We start from the raw sequence: 16,278 nt of genomic DNA on the forward strand, positions 1-16,278 counted from the left end.
TTACTGTGTGGGCAAAAAATGTTCGATCTATGGCGAGGCCGCATGGGCTGGGCGTTTGCCAGGGTTATCGAGAAACTGTTCACAAGGTTATCCACAGCTTTAGTGGATAACCATGGCCAGCCCAGCCCGTGCGCGGGTTGCCGGGAGAAAGCGATGAAAGCACCGAAGAATTTCGCGCGTTACCAGTTTTTAGCCAAGCGTTTCCTCAAGCTTGGACGGTTACCGGCATTGCTATTATCCGTCGCCCGAAAGCGTGAAAAACTTGGCAGCGGCTTTGCGGAGTTGGCCGATCAGCTGAAATTGCTGCAGGCGCTTTGTCTGGCTTGGTGGCGCGGTGAGTATCGGGCCATCGACTCGCGCGCCTTAATGGCCGTGGTCGCGGCTTTGGTGTACTTCGTGACGCCGCTGGACGCTATGCCCGACTGGTTGTTTGGCATCGGCCTGGTTGATGATTTGGCAGTGCTGGCCTGGGTGTTGCGTACTTGGCAGGAAGAGTTGAACGCATTTCAGCAATGGCGGGCGAGTCAGGCGCCAGAATTGCTGAGGGTTGTTGAGCGGCTACCAGAGCTGGATGAATCGCTGACACCAGTGCAGGGACGTGTGGAGTAGCGGGGCGAAGGCTTATATTTTGTTGAGCATCTGTTCGATAAGGCCCTGGTCGCGCAACTCTTGCAGTGTTCTGTCCAGTAACTCAGTGCTGACCGGCAATTGAGGGCTGTACGTGCAGTGCATGTCGTAGCGTTCGATTACCCAGGGGTTTATCCGCAGCGGTGTATCAGCGCGTTTGGCCAGCTGGAAGCGCAGTGGCCGGCGCATGTCGATGATCGCGTCTAGGCGCTGTTTGCGCAGCAGGTTCAGCCCGGCACTGTGGTCACGCAGATCCTGGCGGATGATCTGTTGCTTGGCGAACGCCTCCATAAGTTCTCCGCTGTAGACGTAACCCAGTTGAGTGCCCACGGTCTTGCCGTGGAGTTCGTGCAGGCTGCTAATTGGCGCATGCTGACTGTGCAACAGCAGCACGTCCTCTTCGCTGTAGAGTGGGGCTGACCAGTGATAGCGCTCCGGTTTGTCTATCCATTGCGGGTTACTGTTGCAGATCACATGGATACGCCCGCGCTGCATAAATTCATCAATGCGTTTATTTGGCGTTTCGACAAATGCCGCGTCGAAGCCCAGCTGCTGACTGGCCAATTGGCCCAGCTGGTAGATGAAGCCACCACGTAATTGCTGCTCGTGGACATCGACATAGGGCATGCCATCAGCCGTAGCGAAACCCCAGCGCAGCTCATCTGCGCAGGCCCAGCCACCGCAGCTAATCAACAGTATTGTTATCAGTGTGCGCAAACCAGCCCCCAGCAACCGCTTGATAACCTGGTGGCAGTATAGATCACGCTCTTTATCGTGCCGGGCTGTTAAGATGGGCGCCTGTTCTGGAGTTGCCGAGAGTGATGGAAGTGCTCTGCATGGAGATTTACAGATGAATGTGCAAGTGATCGAGCGCGATGGCCAGCCTGAATATGCAGTGCTGCCCTGGGCGCAGTATCAGGCTTTGCTGCAGGCTGCTGGACAGGTGCCTAAGGCAGCCGCTGTGGTAGCCGATAGCTACAAGCCGACGTTGGATCAGCTGGCAGCCTTACGTGAGGCTAAAGGTATGAGTGCTGAGCAGCTGGCACGCAATGTCGGCATCAGCCCGCATTACCTGGGCATGATCGAGAGTGGCGAACGCCAGCCCGACGCAGCCATCCAGCGTGCGCTGGCCTGGCATCTTGGTGTCGATGGTTGGGAGGCACAGTCTTGAGCGTGAGCATCAGTCGGCAACACTGGCAGGCGTTGCTTGGTGAGCTTGAAGATGCCCAGCGTCAACGTCACCTGCTTACCTATCGTGCCTTGATCGAGCGACTGGCCTTGCCTAGCCCTGCCATGCAGACCTTAGCCGCCGCGCTGGAGCATCTGGCGGCACTGGATGCGCGTGCCGAACGTCCGTTGCGCAGTGCGTTGGTGATCAGTCAGGGAGCCAGCCGCTTGCCGCGTACTGGCTTCTTCGAGTGTGTAAGCCGCTTGGGCCGCTTCAGTGGTGCATCCGATGGCATCGCTGCTGCCTCCTGGCATGCTGCTGAAGTGGCGCGCGTGTTCGAGTTCAGCTACCCGGAAGAGGCCTGATGTTCGGCACGCTGCGAGCCCGTATCGGCTATCTGATTGCGCGCCGCCTGTTCCACTGGAGCGGGTTGGTTAAGCAGCCGCAGGCCTGGCGTTGGATGGAAGGGCAGTTTGCGCGCATGGCTGCGTTGGGCGATACCCAGGCGCAAAGTTTCTATGGGCATATCCTGCTGTTTCGTGGCCAAGGCTTGGGCGCTCGAAACGAGGGTCGACGGTTACTCAGTTTGGCGGCCACGGCTGGCGATGCCAAGGCTGCTTACCAGTTAGGGGTGTTGAGTCTGTCGGGTGATGCTCAGCAGGCGGCAGATGCCGCCAAGGCTGTTGAATGGTGGACGCTGGCTGTGCAGGCGGGGCACCCAGCTGCGGCCTATCGCTTGGCTGAGTTGTACCGCAATGGTGCGGCAGGTATTGACGCTGATGCCGTGCAAGCCGAGCATTTTGCGGCGTTATCCAATCGCCTGAGCGGCCTCTGATACCGCCTCCAGATACTGCCATCAGGCTGCCGAATCCGCCTGGGTGTCGATGATATGCAGGCTATAGCCCGGCACGGCCTTGGCATGACGCTTGGCCTCTGAGGCCATTGCCGCCAGCTGGCTCGCATCCAATTGCGCGCATTGCTCTGGATGAACGTGCACCACACCCAGAGACAAAGACAGCAGGGCATATTCCTGGCGTTTGCCACTGCGATCATGGGCGATAAAGCAGCCTGCATGCAGGTCTTCTTCACGGTAGAAGCGTCGGCACTGGCTCTGGAAATCCTCCAGTAGGCGATTGAGCCGCGCGCGCCAGTCCTGCGAGCCGAGTACCAAGAGAAAATCATCACCGCCGATGTGGCCGACAAAGTCCCGCGACGGATCAACTCGGTCATTCAGGCACTGCGCCAGGCTCAGCAACACCTCATCACCTTTGGCATAGCCGTAGATGTCATTGAACGGCTTGAAGTTGTCGATATCCACATAGCACACCACCACTTCACGACACTGTTGCAGCAGACGAGTCAGGCACTGCTGGATCGGCACATTGCCTGGTAGCAAGGTCAGCGGATTAGCATAACGGGCCTGCTGGATTTTCAGCTCGGTGATCAGCTTGAGAACATCGATCACCCGGCCGAGCCCGATATAGCCGCCGTCCTCAATGATGATGAAATCTTCTTCGATGCGTTGGCGGGCACGGCTGGTGAGCAGGCGGCTGACTTGTTGCAGCGACTGGCTGCATTCCACCGCCAGGTAGTCATCACTCATCAGGCGGCTGATCGGTTTGCGGGCGAACAACTCGTTGGCGAAGGGTTTGAGCAAGGCTTCGGCCAGCGAGTGACGGTGAACGATGCCTACGGGTTGCTGCGCGGGGTTGAGCACTGCCAGCGAGTTCAGGTTGGCCTGGGCGCGAAACAGTTCCAGCACCTCGCTGGTCGGTGTGCTCAGTGCCACGGCTTGTTGTGTGTTGAGTAGGCCACGCAGGTCGCTGGACTCTTCGCTGAGTGGGCTGCTGCTGGTGGTGCTAGGCAATAGATTGAGGGCATCACGCGGCGGCTGCTCCTGCGGGCGGCAGAGCAGATAACCTTGCAGCAGGTCGACACCCATTTCGGCGAGCACGGCCAGCTCCTCGGGCAGTTCGATGCCTTCCGCGATGACCTGGGCACGGGAGGCTTTGGCCATTTTCAGGATCGAGCCGACGAACTCGCGTTTGACCGCATCCTGATGAATGCCGTCGATAAAGTGGCGATCAATCTTCACGTAGTCCGGGCGCAGCTCAGACCACAAACGCAGACTGGAATAACCGGCGCCGAGGTCATCCAAGGCGATGGAAAAGCCCATCGCGCGGTAGTGGTGCAGTGCGGTGTCGAGCAGGGCGAAATCGTCAGTGGGCGATTGCTCGGTCAGTTCGATCACCACTTGGCTCGGCGGAATGCCCAGGGTTTGCAACAGTTGTAAGGTGCGCCCGGGTTGGTGTTTGGGTTCCATCAGCGAGTCGGGCGAGACGTTGAGGAACAGTTTGCCGTCAAGCTTGAGCTGGCTGAATCGCTGGCAGGCATTCTTGCGGCACAGCAACTCCAGTTCACTCAGGCGGCCTGCGCTGCGCGCCACAGCGAACAGGTTGATCGGCGAGTGCAGGGCGCTGTTGGACGGGCCGCGGCTGAGGGCTTCGTAGCCCAGAATGCGTCGTTCGGAGAGCGAAAAAATCGGTTGAAACAAGCTGTGCAGGTCGCCATTGGCGAGGATGGAGTCCAACGCGCTGAACTGCTCGGTGACGATCATGGCGGCTCTCTGTGCATAAAAAAACGGGGACTGGCATTGCTACCAGTCCCCGCATTTCACGACAGTTTGATGACCCTTTGATGACGCTCGCTGTTTTACTGTTTTGCCAGGCGCGTATTCAAGCCCAAGTAGTCGAGCAGGATGCGTCCGCTTTCGGCGAGGTAGGCGTCATCTTCCGGCTTGGTTTTCTCATCTTCAACCGGCAGGGCGTCTTCGTCTTCTTCCTTGAGTTTGTTTAGCAGGCTTTCGCCTTTTGCTTTGCGGCGGCTGTTCTCGATGGCGAGCTGCTGGCCTTCGATATCGGTCTGCTGAGCGCGGCGTTTGGTTTCATTGAGGCTGACGGTGGTTTCTTCCATCAGCTTCTGCGCCAGTTGCAGGCGTTCACGGGCGAAGGTGAAGTCCGGGTTCTGGGCGGTACGGCCTTCAAAACGGCTTTGCAGTTCGGCGAGGAACGGCTTGATTGGGTCCAACTCCGGTTTGATCGCCGGCTTGATGCTGTCCCACGGCAGGGCCTCGGGCAGAGCGCTCTCACCGATTTCCTTGGTGTCCATGATATCCGGGTAGCGAATATCGGGAATCACACCCTGGTGTTGGGTGCTCTGCCCTGATACGCGGTAGAACTTGGCCAGGGTCAGCTTCAGTTCGCCATGGTTGAGCGGCTGGATGGTTTGCACGGTGCCTTTGCCGAAGGTCTGGCCACCGAGAATCAGCGCGCGGTGATAGTCCTGCATCGCGCCGGCGAAAATCTCTGAAGCCGAGGCTGAGAGGCGATTGACCAGCACGGCCATGGGGCCTTTGTAGTAGATGCCGGTATTTTCGTCGGCCAGTACGTCAACGCGACCATCGCTGTTGCGTACCAGCACGGTCGGACCCTGGTCGATAAACAGGCCAGTCAGTTCTGTGGCTTCTTGCAGCGAGCCGCCACCGTTGTTGCGCAGGTCAATCACCACGCCGTCGACTTTTTCCTTCTCCAGTTCGGTGAGCAGGCGTTTGACGTCACGGGTGGTGCTTTTGTAGTTCGGGTCGCCGGCACGGAAGGCTTTGAAGTCCAGGTAAAACGCCGGTATCTCGATAACCCCGAGCTTGTAGTCCCGGTTATCGTGCTTGAGGTTGAGAATGGACTTTTTCGCAGCTTGCTCTTCCAGCTTCACAGCCTCACGGGTAATGGCGACTACCTTGCTGGTTTGATCATTTGGCGCATTGCTCGCTGGAATCACCTCCAGGCGCACTTGTGAGCCTTTCGGGCCACGAATCAGCTTGACCACTTCATCCAGACGCCAGCCGATCACGTCGACCATTTCCTTGCTGCCCTGGGCTACACCGATAATTTTGTCGGCGGGTGCGATCTGCTTGCTCTTTTCTGCCGGGCCAGCCGGTACCAAGCGCACAACCTTGACGTGTTCGTTGTCGCTTTGCAGCACGGCGCCAATACCTTCGAGCGACAGGCTCATATTGATATCGAAGTTTTCCGCGTTGTCCGGCGACAGGTAGGTGGTATGCGGGTCGTAGGACATGGCAAAGGCATTGATATAAGCCTGGAACACGTCTTCACCGCGGGTCTGCTTGAGGCGCGCGAGCTGGTTGTTGTAACGCTTGGTCAGCAGCTCCTGGATCGCCTTGGGCTCTTTGCCGGCGATTTTCAGGCGCAGGACTTCATCTTTAACGCGCTTGCGCCACAGGTCATCGAGTTCGGCAAGATCTTTGACCCAGGGGGCGTTCTCGCGGTCGATCAATAGTGTTTCGTCGGTGTTGAAGTCGAGCGTGTCGACACCATTTTCGAGCATATTCAGGGTGAACTGCAGGCGGCTTTGCAAACGCTCCAAGTGACGTTTGTAGATGACAAAGCCTGGCTGCAGGTCGCCGTTTTTCAACAGGTCGTCAAAGCGCGTGCGCCATTGATCGAACTCGGCGATATCGGAAGCAATAAAGTAGCTGCGCGAGGGGTCGAGCATCTTCAGGTAGCCCTGATAGATCTTTTCCGAGCGCTCGTCATTCAGCGGTGGCTTGTTGTAGTGATGGCGCTTCAACAACTCCACGACGTTGAGGCTGGCGATAACCTGTTCGCGGTCAGGCTGCAGGTATTCCCAGGAGTCGTCACTGGTGGTTTTCGCCGCGAGCGGCAGAGCGCTCAGGGCAAACGAAAAGGCGAGGGTGACGCTGAGTAGGGATCGCTTCATGCTAATTCGACGTGTGGGCAGTTGATAACGCATATTAGGCCGTCTTTAAGGGCGCCAGGTTCCATCGGCGCAATGCAAAAGCCCGGCGGTCAGCGCCGGGCTCGGTTCAAATGCACTATGGAGGCAGCGTGAAGGCATTGCAAGGCGTTGAAGGCCGTGTGGAATGGGCGCAACACCCCGCGCCGGCCTGTGATGTAGGGGAAATTCGCATCCGTGTAGCGGCTGCCGGGTTGAATCGTGCCGACTTGTTGCAGCGGGCTGGGCTTTATCCGCCGCCGCCTGGCGCCAGCGAGGTGCTTGGGTTGGAATGCGCCGGTATCGTCAGCGAAGTGGGCGCCGGTTGCGACTGGAAAGTAGGCGACCGGGTGTGCGCGCTGTTAAGCGGTGGCGGTATGGCCGAAGAGGTCGTGGTTGATGCGCGGCACGCCTTGCGGGTGCCCGAAGGCATGACGCTGGCCGAAGCGGCAGCGTTGCCCGAGGTGTACGCCACAGCCTGGCTCAATCTGTTCCAGCTGGCAGCGTTGAAGCCCGGGCAGAAGGTGCTACTGCATGCCGGTGCCAGTGGCGTAGGTTCGGCAGCCATTCAATTGTGTAAAGCCTTTGGCAGCCCTTGCTGGGTCAGCGTCGGCTCTGCTGAACGGTTGGCTTACTGCGAAAGCCTGGGTGCTCAGGGCGGGGTACTGCGCGGTGAAGAGCAACTGCAGGCACTGCGCGATTTTGCTCCGTTCGATGTCATTCTCGATCCGGTAGGCGGCAGCTACGCCGCGCTTAATCTGGATTTGCTGGCTGTGGATGGCCGCTGGGTAAACATCGGCTTGCTCGGCGGACGCAAGGCTGAGATCGATCTGGCGGTGGTATTGGGCAAGCGCATTGCGTTGATCGGCTCGACCCTGCGCAATCGTGATGAGCAATTCAAGGCTGATCTGCTGCGCGATTTGCAGCAATTTGTCTGGCCGCTTTTCGCCGAAGGGCGCCTTAAGCCGCAACTTCAGCAGGCTTATGCGCTCAAAGATGCCGAGGCTGCCTTTGCTGCGTTGGCGAGCAATCAGGTCAACGGCAAGCTGGTGCTGGTCATAGACTCAACCTTGGAGTGAAGCCTAGGGTCGATTGGCTTAATCAATCGGAATCATGGCGGCAATCAATAAGCTTTTTTTGCACAAGGCGCTAAGATGCGCTCTGTAAATTTCTAACCCTCAACAAGGAATCAGAGATGAATCTCATCAACACCCAAGTTCAACCGTTCAAGGCTAACGCTTTCCACAACGGCAAATTCATCGAAGTGACCGAGCAGTCCCTGAAAGGCCAGTGGTCGGTACTGATCTTCATGCCAGCTGCCTTCACCTTCAACTGCCCGACTGAGATCGAAGACGCTGCCAACAACTACGCTGCGTTCCGCGATGCCGGCACTGAAGTTTACATCGTCACCACCGACACCCATTTCTCCCACAAAGTCTGGCACGAAACTTCGCCAGCTGTAGGCAAGGCTCAGTTCCCGCTGGTGGGTGATCCGACCCACGCTCTGACCCGCGCTTTCGGCGTGCACATCGAAGAAGAAGGCTTGGCCCTTCGTGGCACCTTCCTGATCAACCCAGAAGGTGTGATCAAGACCGTTGAAATCCACTCCAACGAAATCGCTCGTGACGTGTCGGAAACCCTGCGCAAGCTGAAAGCTGCTCAGTACACCGCTGCTCACCCAGGTGAAGTGTGCCCAGCCAAGTGGAAAGAAGGCGAGAAGACTCTGGCTCCTTCCCTGGACCTGGTTGGCAAGATCTAAATCTGCCAACACCCTCCCTGGGCTCAGGCCCTGGGTGGGGAGTACTTAGCGCTGTCAGGGTCGCAACCCGACCCTAGTGGTGCCCGATGCCCGGGCGCGATCCGCCCGGGCATTTTATTGCCCAGAATTTTTGTCATTGAGGACTATTCGCCATGTTGGACGCTAACCTGCAAACCCAGTTGAAGGCCTACCTGGAAAAGGTCACCCTGCCGTTCGAGATCGTCGCGTCCCTCGATGACAGTGCGAAATCTCAGGAACTGCTTGAGCTGCTGCAAACCATCGTCGGCCTGACCGACAAGATCACCCTGAAGACCGATGGTAGCGACGCCCGTCGTCCGTCGTTCTCGCTGAACCGTCCAGGCGCAAACATCGGTCTGACCTTCGCCGGCATTCCCATGGGCCACGAGTTCACCTCGCTGGTACTGGCGCTGCTGCAGGTGGGCGGCCATCCGTCCAAGCTGGATGCCGAGACCATCGAGCAGATCAAGAGCATCGAAGGTTCGTTCGAGTTCGAGACCTACTACTCGCTGTCCTGCCAGAACTGCCCGGACGTGGTTCAGGCACTGAACCTGATGGCGGTGCTCAATCCGAATATCCGCAACGTGTCGATCGACGGTGCGCTGTTTCAGGAGGAGGTCGAGCGTCGTCAGGTGATGGCCGTGCCGAGCATCTACCTGAACGGCGAAGTGTTCGCTTCCGGTCGCATGGACGTGAAGGAAATCCTCGCCAAGATCGACACTGGCTCCGCCAACCGCGATGCCGAGAAGATGAGCGCCAAGGAAGCCTTCGACGTGCTGGTAATCGGTGGTGGCCCAGCCGGTTCTGCAGCAGCTATTTACGCAGCGCGTAAAGGTATTCGCACCGCCCTTGCAGCCGAGCGTTTCGGCGGTCAGGTGCTTGATACCATGTCGATCGAGAACTTTATCTCGGTGAAGGAAACCGAAGGGCCAAAACTGGTGCGCGCTCTGGAGGAGCACGTGCGTGAATACGAAGTCGACATCATGAACCTGCAGCGCGCCAGCGCCTTGGTTCCTGCGAGCAGCGAAGGCGGCCTGCATGAGGTGAAGTTCGACAATGGCGCGAGTCTCAAGGCCAAGACCCTGATTCTCTCCACCGGCGCGCGCTGGCGCGAGATGGGTGTGCCTGGTGAGCAGGAATACAAGGCCAAGGGCGTGTGCTTCTGCCCGCATTGCGACGGCCCGCTGTTCAAGGGTAAGCGTGTTGCAGTTATTGGCGGTGGTAACTCCGGCGTCGAGGCAGCGATTGACCTCGCCGGTATCGTGGCTCACGTGACCCTGCTGGAGTTCGCCGACACCCTGCGTGCAGACGCCGTGCTGCAGAAGAAACTCTACAGCCTGCCCAACGTTACTGTGATCAAGAGCGCGCAGACCACCGAAGTCAAAGGCGATGGTCAGAAGGTTAATGCGCTGGTCTATAAGGATCGCACCACCGAAGAGCTGCACAGCGTCGAGCTGGAAGGCATCTTCGTGCAGATCGGTTTGCTGCCTAACACCGACTGGCTGAAGGGCAGCGTCGAGTTGTCGCGTTTCGGTGAGATCATCGTCGACGCTAAGGGCGCTACCAATATCCCGGGTGTGTTTGCTGCCGGTGACGTGACGACTGTGCCGTATAAGCAGATTGTCATCGCTGTGGGCGAGGGTGCCAAGGCCTCCCTGAGTGCCTTCGATCACCTGATCCGCAGCTAACAAGCTCGACGATCTAGGTCGCGCCAGAGCGGACAACCTTTGCGGGTTGTCCGCTTTTTTGTGCTCTGCCACCAGGCGGTTAGCGGTCCTTTCGGGTGTTTTTAAGTCCCAGGCGTTTGCGGTATGGCTGTCGATAGTTTTTATTATGGTCGACATATAATATTTATATTATGTGTGTAATATGATTTGGCGCACTATACCTCCAGACGCACTACCTACCCCCGCACAGCCAGGAGACGCACCATGAGCACACATAACGAGAAAGGCACTGCATTGATCACCGGCGCTTCATCAGGCATTGGTGCCACCTACGCCGAGCGCCTGGCGCAACGCGGTTACGACCTGCTGTTGGTTGCCCGCGATCTGCCGCGCTTGCAGGCACTGTCTGTGCGCTTGACCGAGCAGTACGGGGTAAAGATCGAAACGCTGAAGTCCGACCTGACTGACAAGGCTGATCTGCATGCCGTTACCCAGCGCCTGCGTACTGACAAGACCATCAGCACGTTGGTCAACAACGCCGGTATGGCCATGAACGGTCAGCTTGCCGAGGCCGATCTCGACACCGTGGATCGGATGATTCTGCTCAATGTGGTTTCACTGACTCACCTGTCCACCGCAGCCGCTGCCAATTTCACCGCCGCTGGGCGCGGAGCAATCATTAATATCGCCTCGGTGGTGGCCTTGGCTCCGGAAATGTTCAATGCCGTGTACAGCGCCACTAAGGCCTATGTACTGAGCCTGACCCAGACCCTCAACGGCGAAGTGAAGGCGCAGGGCCTGCAGGTGCAGGCTGTATTGCCCGGCATTACCCGCACCGAGATCTGGGAGCGTAGCGGCATGGATGACTCGGCATTGCCGGCGAGCATGATCATGGAGGTCGGCGAAATGGTTGATGCGGCGCTGGCCGGTTTCGATCAGGGCGAGCTGATCACCATTCCATCGCTGCCTGATGCGGCTGACTGGCAGGCCTTTACCGATGCCCGTGGCAAGCTGGCGCCGAACCTGTCCCACAGCAGCGCCGCTGCACGTTACAAGTAAATCGCTGGCCACAACACAAAAAGCCCTGGCTGGAGACAGTCAGGGCTTTTGCTATGGGCAATGATGTTCTGCAATCAGGTAGTTTGCGCCGCGTAGCCGGTATTCTGTTCGATCAGCAGGCGGCGGGTGGTTTTCAGCAGCCGGTCAGACAATTCCGGGTCGCTTACGCTGCGTGACAGCAGCAGGGCGCCGACCATGGCGCTAAGAATCAGCACGCTCTGCTCATCGGCATGCTCAACGCTAAGACCGGCTTCGATGGCTTGCAGGCGGTCGCGGATCAGCTCATCGGTCACTGGGCTGGGTGCGCCGCGCTGGCCCAGCTCGGCGGACATAGTCGGCAGCGGGCAGCCATCGCCCGGGTTGGCACGGTGGGCGGACGACAAGTAACCGCTGATCAGGCGGGTCAGCGATTTATCGCTGTTGGCCATCTCGTTGGTGATCGCCGTCAGCTTGTCAGCGCTGTGACGCAAGGCGGTTTCCACCAGTTCATCTTTCGATTTGAAGTGGGCGTAGAAACCGCCATGGGTCAGGCCGAGGGTCTTCATCAGCGGCTGCAGGCCGGTGGCGCCAACGCCGTCGCGGCGGAACAGGCGCGCAGCCTCTTCGATGATGCGCTGATGGGTCTGGGCTTTGTGGTCTTCGGAATATCGCATGGAGTACCTGGCCGCTGGTTTCAGATGTTGCCTGCCATCTTACTCGCTTCGCCCCGGTGTTTCAGTGCCGGGTGTAGGCGATGTCCCAGGCATGCTGAGAATCAGGCAGGTGGTTGAGCCGACGGCGTATAGGCGGTCGTCGACATCGTAAATGCGCCCCTCGGCCAGCGCCGTGGTGCGGCCGATATGGACGATGCGGCCTTCGGCGCGGATCGGCCCGACCTTGGTGCTGAGGGCGCGAATGTAGCTGATGCGCAGATCGGTGGTGGTGTAACCCTGGCCGCGCTGCAACTGGGTGTGGATGGCGCAGCCCATGCAGGAGTCGAGCAGGGTGGCCGCATAGCCGCCGTGCACGCTGCCCAGCGGGTTGTAGTGGCGCGCATCGGGCGTGCCCTGAAAGACGAAGCGCCCGGATGACCATTCCAGCGGAACAAAATCCAGCAGATGGCCGATGGGCGGCGAGGGCAGTTCTCCGCGGCCGATGCCGTCAAAGAACTCCTGCGGCAGCAGTTCGCTGACCTGCGCCAGGCTCATGCTGCCGGATGCACCGAGGCTGGCGCGCATGGCCTGTTCAGCGGCGAGCCATTCGGCCAGTTTTTCTTCGCGTGATGGGATGCTCATGGATCAGGCCTAGTCTGCTGGGTAGTTAAAATTACAAGCGTAATTTAATCATTTATATTATGGTCAAAATGTTATTGTTTGGCGAGCCACGCCAGCCCGTGATCACAGGACCCACGCCCATGCATCGCTATCCCTTGCCGTCGCGCAGCCTGCTGTTGATTCTGGTGGCCCTGACCGCCCTTGGAGAGATTTCCACTCAGCTGATCATTCCCAGCCTGGGCGTTATCGAGCTGATAATGACGGCTCGCCCCGGCAGCAGCCTGCTGGCTCTATCGGCTTTCGTCGCCGCCTTTGGTCTGGGCCAGTTGCTGCTCGGCCCGCTGTCGGATCGCATCGGCCGGCGTCCGGTGCTGATCGCCGGGTTGCTGGTCTATCTGCTCGCCACCTTGTGGATGCTGCTGGCCAGCAGCATGGGCGAATTCATTGCCGCCCGCGTGCTGCAGGGTCTTGGGGCGTGCGCGGCATTGGTGCTGGCGCGGGCTATCGTCCGCGATGTGTGGCAGGCGCAGGCTGGGCCGGCATTGGCGCTGACGGTAATTGGCATGCTCTGCGCCATCGTCCTGTCGCCGATGCTGGGCGGCGTGCTGACGCTGTATGGCGGCTGGCAAGCGCCGATTGTCTTGGCACTGCTGATCGGCGTTGCCATTGTGGCTGCGGTGTTGGGCCTGTACCGTGAAAGCAATCGGCAACTCGACCCTCAGGCTGGGCAACTGAGCAGCTTGGCCGGCAACTATGCCGATCTGCTGCGCTCCGCCTCGTTTCGCGCGCTGGCCCTGACGCTGGCCTGTACGTATGGCGCGATGTTCGCGGTAATTGCCGGCTCCTCAGCTGTGTATATCGGCCTGCTCGGGCTGAGCCCGGCGCAATACGGCATCACCTTTGCGGCAATTGTTTCGGCGCTGATCGCCGGCGCGCTGTTTACCCAGCGGCGCATCTTGCAGCTGGGTCCGGAGAAGATCGTCAGCATAGGCGCGGCACTGGTGGCGAGCGGCGCCCTGGCCACATTGGCGATTTATCTGCTGTTTGGTTTGTCGCTGCTCGGCCTGTCGTTGCCCCAGGTGTTGGTCACTCTGGGCGGCGGCATGTTGCTGCCGGCATCGGTGGCTGGCGCAGTGATCCCCAATGCCCACCGCGCCGGTCTGGCTGCAGGTTTTATGGGCTTTGCGCAAATGGCCGGCGCCACCTCCAGCGGCGTCTTGCTTAGCCTGCTGGCGGATGGCTCGGCTTGGCCTATGGTGTTGCTGAACAGTTTATTTGCCGTCGCGGCGTTCTGCGCCTTCCACCTGCTGCGCCCACGGCCGGCAGCGAACGCGGCCCTGGTTCGCTAAACCTCTGCAGCCTAGGAGTAACTCAATGAGCAACTATGACGTGCTGATCATCGGTGGCGGCCCCGGCGGCTATAACGCCGCCATTCGTGCCGGGCAACTGGGCCTGAGAGTCGCCTGTATCGAGGGGCGCGAGACGCTGGGCGGCACCTGCCTGAATGTTGGCTGCATGCCGTCGAAGGCCTTGCTGCATGCCTCGGAGTTGTATGAGGCGGCGACCAGCGGCGAGCTGAATAACCTCGGCATCGAGGTTACGCCGACGCTCAATCTGGCGCAGATGATGAAGCAGAAGGATGAGAGCGTAACGGCGCTGACCAAGGGCATCGAGTTTCTGTTTCGCAAGAACAAGGTCGAGTGGATCAAGGGCTGGGGCCGTTTGAATGGGCCGGGCAAGGTCACGGTGACCCTCGCCGATGGCAGCGTGCGCGAGCTGCAGGCCAAGGACATCGTGATCGCCACCGGCTCGGAGCCGACGCCGTTGCCTGGGGTGACGATTGATAATCAGCGCATCCTCGATTCCACCGGTGCACTGGCCCTGCCGCAAGTGCCCAAGCACCTGGTGGTGATCGGCGCCGGGGTGATCGGCCTGGAGCTGGGTTCGGTGTGGCGGCGTTTGGGCAGCGAAGTGACGGTGGTGGAGTACCTCGACCGCATCTGCCCAGGCTTGGATAACGAAACGGCGAAAACCCTGCAGCGCACCCTGAGCAAGCAGGGCATGAGTTTCAAATTAGCAACCAAGGTCAGCGCCGCCAAGGCCACGGCCAACGGTGTGATCCTTGACCTGCAGCCGGCTGCTGGCGGCGCGGTCGAGCAACTACAGGCTAACTATGTGCTGGTCGCCATTGGCCGCCGCCCCTATACCGCCGGCCTGTGGCTGGAAACCGTGGGTCTCGCCACCGACAAGCGCGGCATGCTGGAGAATCAGCAGCACCGCAGTAGCGTGCCGGGTATCTGGATTATTGGCGACGTGACCTCCGGGCCGATGCTTGCACACAAGGCCGAAGATGAAGCCATCGCCTGTATCGAGCGAATCGCCGGGCATGCTGCCGAGGTCAATTACGAGGCGATTCCCGGGGTGATCTACACCAAACCGGAAGTCGCCACCGTGGGTAAGACCGAGGAGCAGCTGAAGGCCGAGGGGCGGGCTTACAAGGTCGGCAAGTTTCCCTTTACCGCCAACAGCCGGGCGAAGATCAATCATGAGGCCGAAGGCTTCGTCAAAGTGCTGGCCGATGAGCGCACCGATCAGATTCTCGGCGTGCATATCATCGGCCCCAGCGCCGGCGAACTGATCGGCGAGTACTGTGTGGCCTTGGAGTTCAGCGCTTCGGCCGAAGATATTGCGCTGATCTGCCATCCGCACCCAACGCGTTCGGAAGCGCTACGCCAGGCGGCGATGAGTGTGCATGGTTGGGCCATGCAGGCTTAAGCGCCAAAGCGCTGTAACTGCATCTCCTGCAAGCGGCTCAGGGTGCGGCGAAAGGCGAAGCTCAGGTAGCCCTCGATATAGAGTTCGGCGAGCGGCACCTGGGCCTCGAGGTACAGCGGCACCTTGCGGTCGTAGCACTCATCCACCAGGGCAATAAAGCGCCGCACGCTGTCATCCTTGACCGACAGAGCGGGCAGCTGCCGATCACCGGCCTGCACCCGTTCGACGCCATCTTCGGTGCCACGGGCGATCTTCGCCGCGCGTTGCGGGCTGCTCAGGTTGGGCACTTCGCTAAGCAGAATGGCCTGGAAGCGGTCGCACAGGGCGATAAAGTCCGGCGCGGCCAAGGGCTGCTCGCAGAGATCGGCAAAGCGGCACCAGAGCACGCCGTCGCAGTGGCGCAGGGTCTCTACGCTGCGGTTGCCGAGCGTGAGGGGTTGATCGCTGCTGGGCCTACCTGCGGCCAACTGACTGAAGGTCCGGCTGAGCACACTGGGCAACCCAGGCGTGGCGACCCAGTAACGGGTATGCGCGATACCTGGGTGCAGGCGATGGTCTTCCTCGCCGTTGATGCTCACTACTTGCATATGCCGTTGCAAGGCGGCCACCGCAGGCAGAAAGCGCTCACGATTAAAGCCTTCGGCATACAGCAGTTCAGGTGGCTGGTTGGAAGTGGCCACCAGCACCATGCCCTGTTCGAACATCACCTGAAACAGGCGGCCGAGAATGATCGCATCGCCGATATCGCTGACAAACAGCTCGTCGAAACACAGCACGCGCACCTCGCGGCTCAGCTCCACGGCCAGCGCCTGCAATGGGTCAGGCGTGCCAGTGAGTTGAAACAGGCGCCTATGCACCCAACGCATAAAGTGGTGGAAGTGCTGACGCCGCGCCGGGACTTTCAGGCCTTTGTAAAAGCTGTCCATCAGCCAGGTCTTGCCACGGCCCACCGGCCCCCACAGATACACCCCGTTGATTGACGCCAAGGGTTCGTCTTGGTGCAACGCCTGATAGCAATCGTGCAAGGCTTGAGCGGCCTGCCACTGTGCTGGATCGGATTGAAAGCCATCACAGTCGATGGCCTGCTGATAGGCGACGAGGGGTGAATTGCTGGGCATGAAATCAGGCGTATGACGATGAAGT

At 59.6% G+C, this 16,278-nt stretch carries 16 protein-coding genes; 10 read left to right on the top strand and 6 right to left on the bottom strand.

Translation table 11 applies throughout. The features are described from left to right. Window positions 1-153 precede the first annotated feature (153 nt). Window positions 154-609, top strand: coding sequence for a YkvA family protein (locus CUR33_RS14270; protein ID WP_289240374.1), 456 nt, complete (start codon window positions 154-156; stop codon window positions 607-609). Between the two features lie 12 nt (window positions 610-621). Here the strand turns inward: CUR33_RS14270 and CUR33_RS14275 are convergent, their stop codons facing one another. Then, window positions 622-1,254, bottom strand: a complete 633-nt coding sequence (locus CUR33_RS14275; protein ID WP_289240073.1) for a substrate-binding periplasmic protein — start codon at window positions 1,252-1,254, stop codon at window positions 622-624. Window positions 1,255-1,477: 223 nt separating this feature from the next. Between CUR33_RS14275 and CUR33_RS14280 the strand changes: the two genes are divergently transcribed. Genes CUR33_RS14280 through CUR33_RS14290 form a run of 3 tightly spaced genes read left to right on the top strand, consistent with a single transcriptional unit; the run spans window position 1,478 to window position 2,630 of the window. After that, window positions 1,478-1,798 (top strand): helix-turn-helix domain-containing protein, encoded by a 321-nt coding sequence (locus tag CUR33_RS14280; RefSeq protein ID WP_289240074.1) that lies wholly within the window; start codon window positions 1,478-1,480, stop codon window positions 1,796-1,798. Continuing rightward, complete coding sequence (locus CUR33_RS14285) at window positions 1,795-2,160, top strand: hypothetical protein (protein ID WP_090252971.1); 366 nt, start codon at window positions 1,795-1,797, stop codon at window positions 2,158-2,160. Before CUR33_RS14280 ends, CUR33_RS14285 begins: the two co-directional genes overlap by 4 nt. Next, window positions 2,160-2,630 (top strand): sel1 repeat family protein, encoded by a 471-nt coding sequence (locus CUR33_RS14290; RefSeq protein WP_289240075.1) that lies wholly within the window; start codon window positions 2,160-2,162, stop codon window positions 2,628-2,630. Before CUR33_RS14285 ends, CUR33_RS14290 begins: the two co-directional genes overlap by 1 nt. Before the next feature lie 21 nt (window positions 2,631-2,651). Here the strand turns inward: CUR33_RS14290 and CUR33_RS14295 are convergent, their stop codons facing one another. Then, entirely contained in the window at window positions 2,652-4,412 is a 1,761-nt protein-coding gene (locus CUR33_RS14295; RefSeq protein WP_090252977.1) for a bifunctional diguanylate cyclase/phosphodiesterase, read from the bottom strand. Between the two features lie 95 nt (window positions 4,413-4,507). Beyond that, window positions 4,508-6,589, bottom strand: coding sequence for a carboxy terminal-processing peptidase (locus tag CUR33_RS14300; RefSeq protein WP_167144842.1), 2,082 nt, complete (start codon window positions 6,587-6,589; stop codon window positions 4,508-4,510). A gap of 128 nt (window positions 6,590-6,717) precedes the next feature. Between CUR33_RS14300 and CUR33_RS14305 the strand changes: the two genes are divergently transcribed. From CUR33_RS14305 to CUR33_RS14320, 4 genes are all read left to right on the top strand, one after another. After that, window positions 6,718-7,683: an NAD(P)H-quinone oxidoreductase gene (locus CUR33_RS14305; RefSeq protein ID WP_289240076.1), complete on the top strand. Its 966-nt coding sequence runs from the start codon at window positions 6,718-6,720 to the stop codon at window positions 7,681-7,683. Window positions 7,684-7,799: 116 nt separating this feature from the next. Further along, a complete protein-coding gene (ahpC, locus tag CUR33_RS14310) occupies window positions 7,800-8,363 on the top strand; it encodes an alkyl hydroperoxide reductase subunit C (RefSeq protein WP_090252986.1) in 564 nt (187 codons plus the stop codon). A gap of 152 nt (window positions 8,364-8,515) precedes the next feature. Then, window positions 8,516-10,069, top strand: coding sequence for an alkyl hydroperoxide reductase subunit F (gene ahpF, locus CUR33_RS14315; RefSeq protein WP_090252989.1), 1,554 nt, complete (start codon window positions 8,516-8,518; stop codon window positions 10,067-10,069). Window positions 10,070-10,312: 243 nt separating this feature from the next. Then, window positions 10,313-11,107, top strand: a complete 795-nt coding sequence (locus CUR33_RS14320) for an SDR family NAD(P)-dependent oxidoreductase (protein WP_289240077.1) — start codon at window positions 10,313-10,315, stop codon at window positions 11,105-11,107. A 74-nt stretch (window positions 11,108-11,181) separates the two neighbouring features. Here the strand turns inward: CUR33_RS14320 and CUR33_RS14325 are convergent, their stop codons facing one another. Both CUR33_RS14325 and CUR33_RS14330 read right to left on the bottom strand, forming a co-directional pair. After that, a complete protein-coding gene (locus tag CUR33_RS14325) occupies window positions 11,182-11,760 on the bottom strand; it encodes a TetR/AcrR family transcriptional regulator (RefSeq protein ID WP_289240078.1) in 579 nt (192 codons plus the stop codon). Between the two features lie 39 nt (window positions 11,761-11,799). Continuing rightward, window positions 11,800-12,381, bottom strand: a complete 582-nt coding sequence (locus tag CUR33_RS14330) for a PaaI family thioesterase (protein WP_289240079.1) — start codon at window positions 12,379-12,381, stop codon at window positions 11,800-11,802. Between the two features lie 119 nt (window positions 12,382-12,500). Between CUR33_RS14330 and CUR33_RS14335 the strand changes: the two genes are divergently transcribed. Both CUR33_RS14335 and lpdA read left to right on the top strand, forming a co-directional pair. Next, window positions 12,501-13,709, top strand: coding sequence for an MFS transporter (locus tag CUR33_RS14335; protein WP_289240080.1), 1,209 nt, complete (start codon window positions 12,501-12,503; stop codon window positions 13,707-13,709). A 25-nt stretch (window positions 13,710-13,734) separates the two neighbouring features. After that, a complete protein-coding gene (gene lpdA, locus CUR33_RS14340; protein ID WP_289240081.1) occupies window positions 13,735-15,135 on the top strand; it encodes a dihydrolipoyl dehydrogenase in 1,401 nt (466 codons plus the stop codon). On the opposite strand, the gene zapE is transcribed toward lpdA, so the two are convergent. Continuing rightward, on the bottom strand, window positions 15,132-16,253 hold the full coding sequence (gene zapE / locus CUR33_RS14345) for a cell division protein ZapE (protein ID WP_289240082.1): 1,122 nt from the start codon (window positions 16,251-16,253) through the stop codon (window positions 15,132-15,134). The genes lpdA and zapE overlap by 4 nt on opposite strands. Window positions 16,254-16,278: the final 25 nt, after the last annotated feature.

It is taken from the genome of Pseudomonas sp. FEMGT703P, assembly GCF_002786345.1.
GTDB classification, from domain to species: Bacteria; Pseudomonadota; Gammaproteobacteria; order Pseudomonadales; family Pseudomonadaceae; genus Aquipseudomonas; species Aquipseudomonas peli.

Bases quoted from the DNA above. Each gene is read 5' to 3' on its own strand.
- CUR33_RS14280 (WP_289240074.1), top strand. From the start codon at position 1,478: ATGAATGTGCAAGTGATCGAGCGCGATGGCCAGCCTGAATATGCAGTG.
- ahpC (WP_090252986.1), top strand. From the start codon at position 7,800: ATGAATCTCATCAACACCCAAGTTCAACCGTTCAAGGCTAACGCTTTC.
- CUR33_RS14325 (WP_289240078.1), bottom strand. From the start codon at position 11,760: ATGCGATATTCCGAAGACCACAAAGCCCAGACCCATCAGCGCATCATC.
- zapE (WP_289240082.1), bottom strand. From the start codon at position 16,253: ATGCCCAGCAATTCACCCCTCGTCGCCTATCAGCAGGCCATCGACTGT.
- CUR33_RS14335 (WP_289240080.1), top strand. From the start codon at position 12,501: ATGCATCGCTATCCCTTGCCGTCGCGCAGCCTGCTGTTGATTCTGGTG.
- CUR33_RS14270 (WP_289240374.1), top strand. From the start codon at position 154: ATGAAAGCACCGAAGAATTTCGCGCGTTACCAGTTTTTAGCCAAGCGT.
- CUR33_RS14295 (WP_090252977.1), bottom strand. From the start codon at position 4,412: ATGATCGTCACCGAGCAGTTCAGCGCGTTGGACTCCATCCTCGCCAAT.
- CUR33_RS14290 (WP_289240075.1), top strand. From the start codon at position 2,160: ATGTTCGGCACGCTGCGAGCCCGTATCGGCTATCTGATTGCGCGCCGC.
- CUR33_RS14300 (WP_167144842.1), bottom strand. From the start codon at position 6,589: ATGAAGCGATCCCTACTCAGCGTCACCCTCGCCTTTTCGTTTGCCCTG.
- lpdA (WP_289240081.1), top strand. From the start codon at position 13,735: ATGAGCAACTATGACGTGCTGATCATCGGTGGCGGCCCCGGCGGCTAT.
- CUR33_RS14275 (WP_289240073.1), bottom strand. From the start codon at position 1,254: ATGCCCTATGTCGATGTCCACGAGCAGCAATTACGTGGTGGCTTCATC.
- ahpF (WP_090252989.1), top strand. From the start codon at position 8,516: ATGTTGGACGCTAACCTGCAAACCCAGTTGAAGGCCTACCTGGAAAAG.
- CUR33_RS14330 (WP_289240079.1), bottom strand. From the start codon at position 12,381: ATGAGCATCCCATCACGCGAAGAAAAACTGGCCGAATGGCTCGCCGCT.
- CUR33_RS14320 (WP_289240077.1), top strand. From the start codon at position 10,313: ATGAGCACACATAACGAGAAAGGCACTGCATTGATCACCGGCGCTTCA.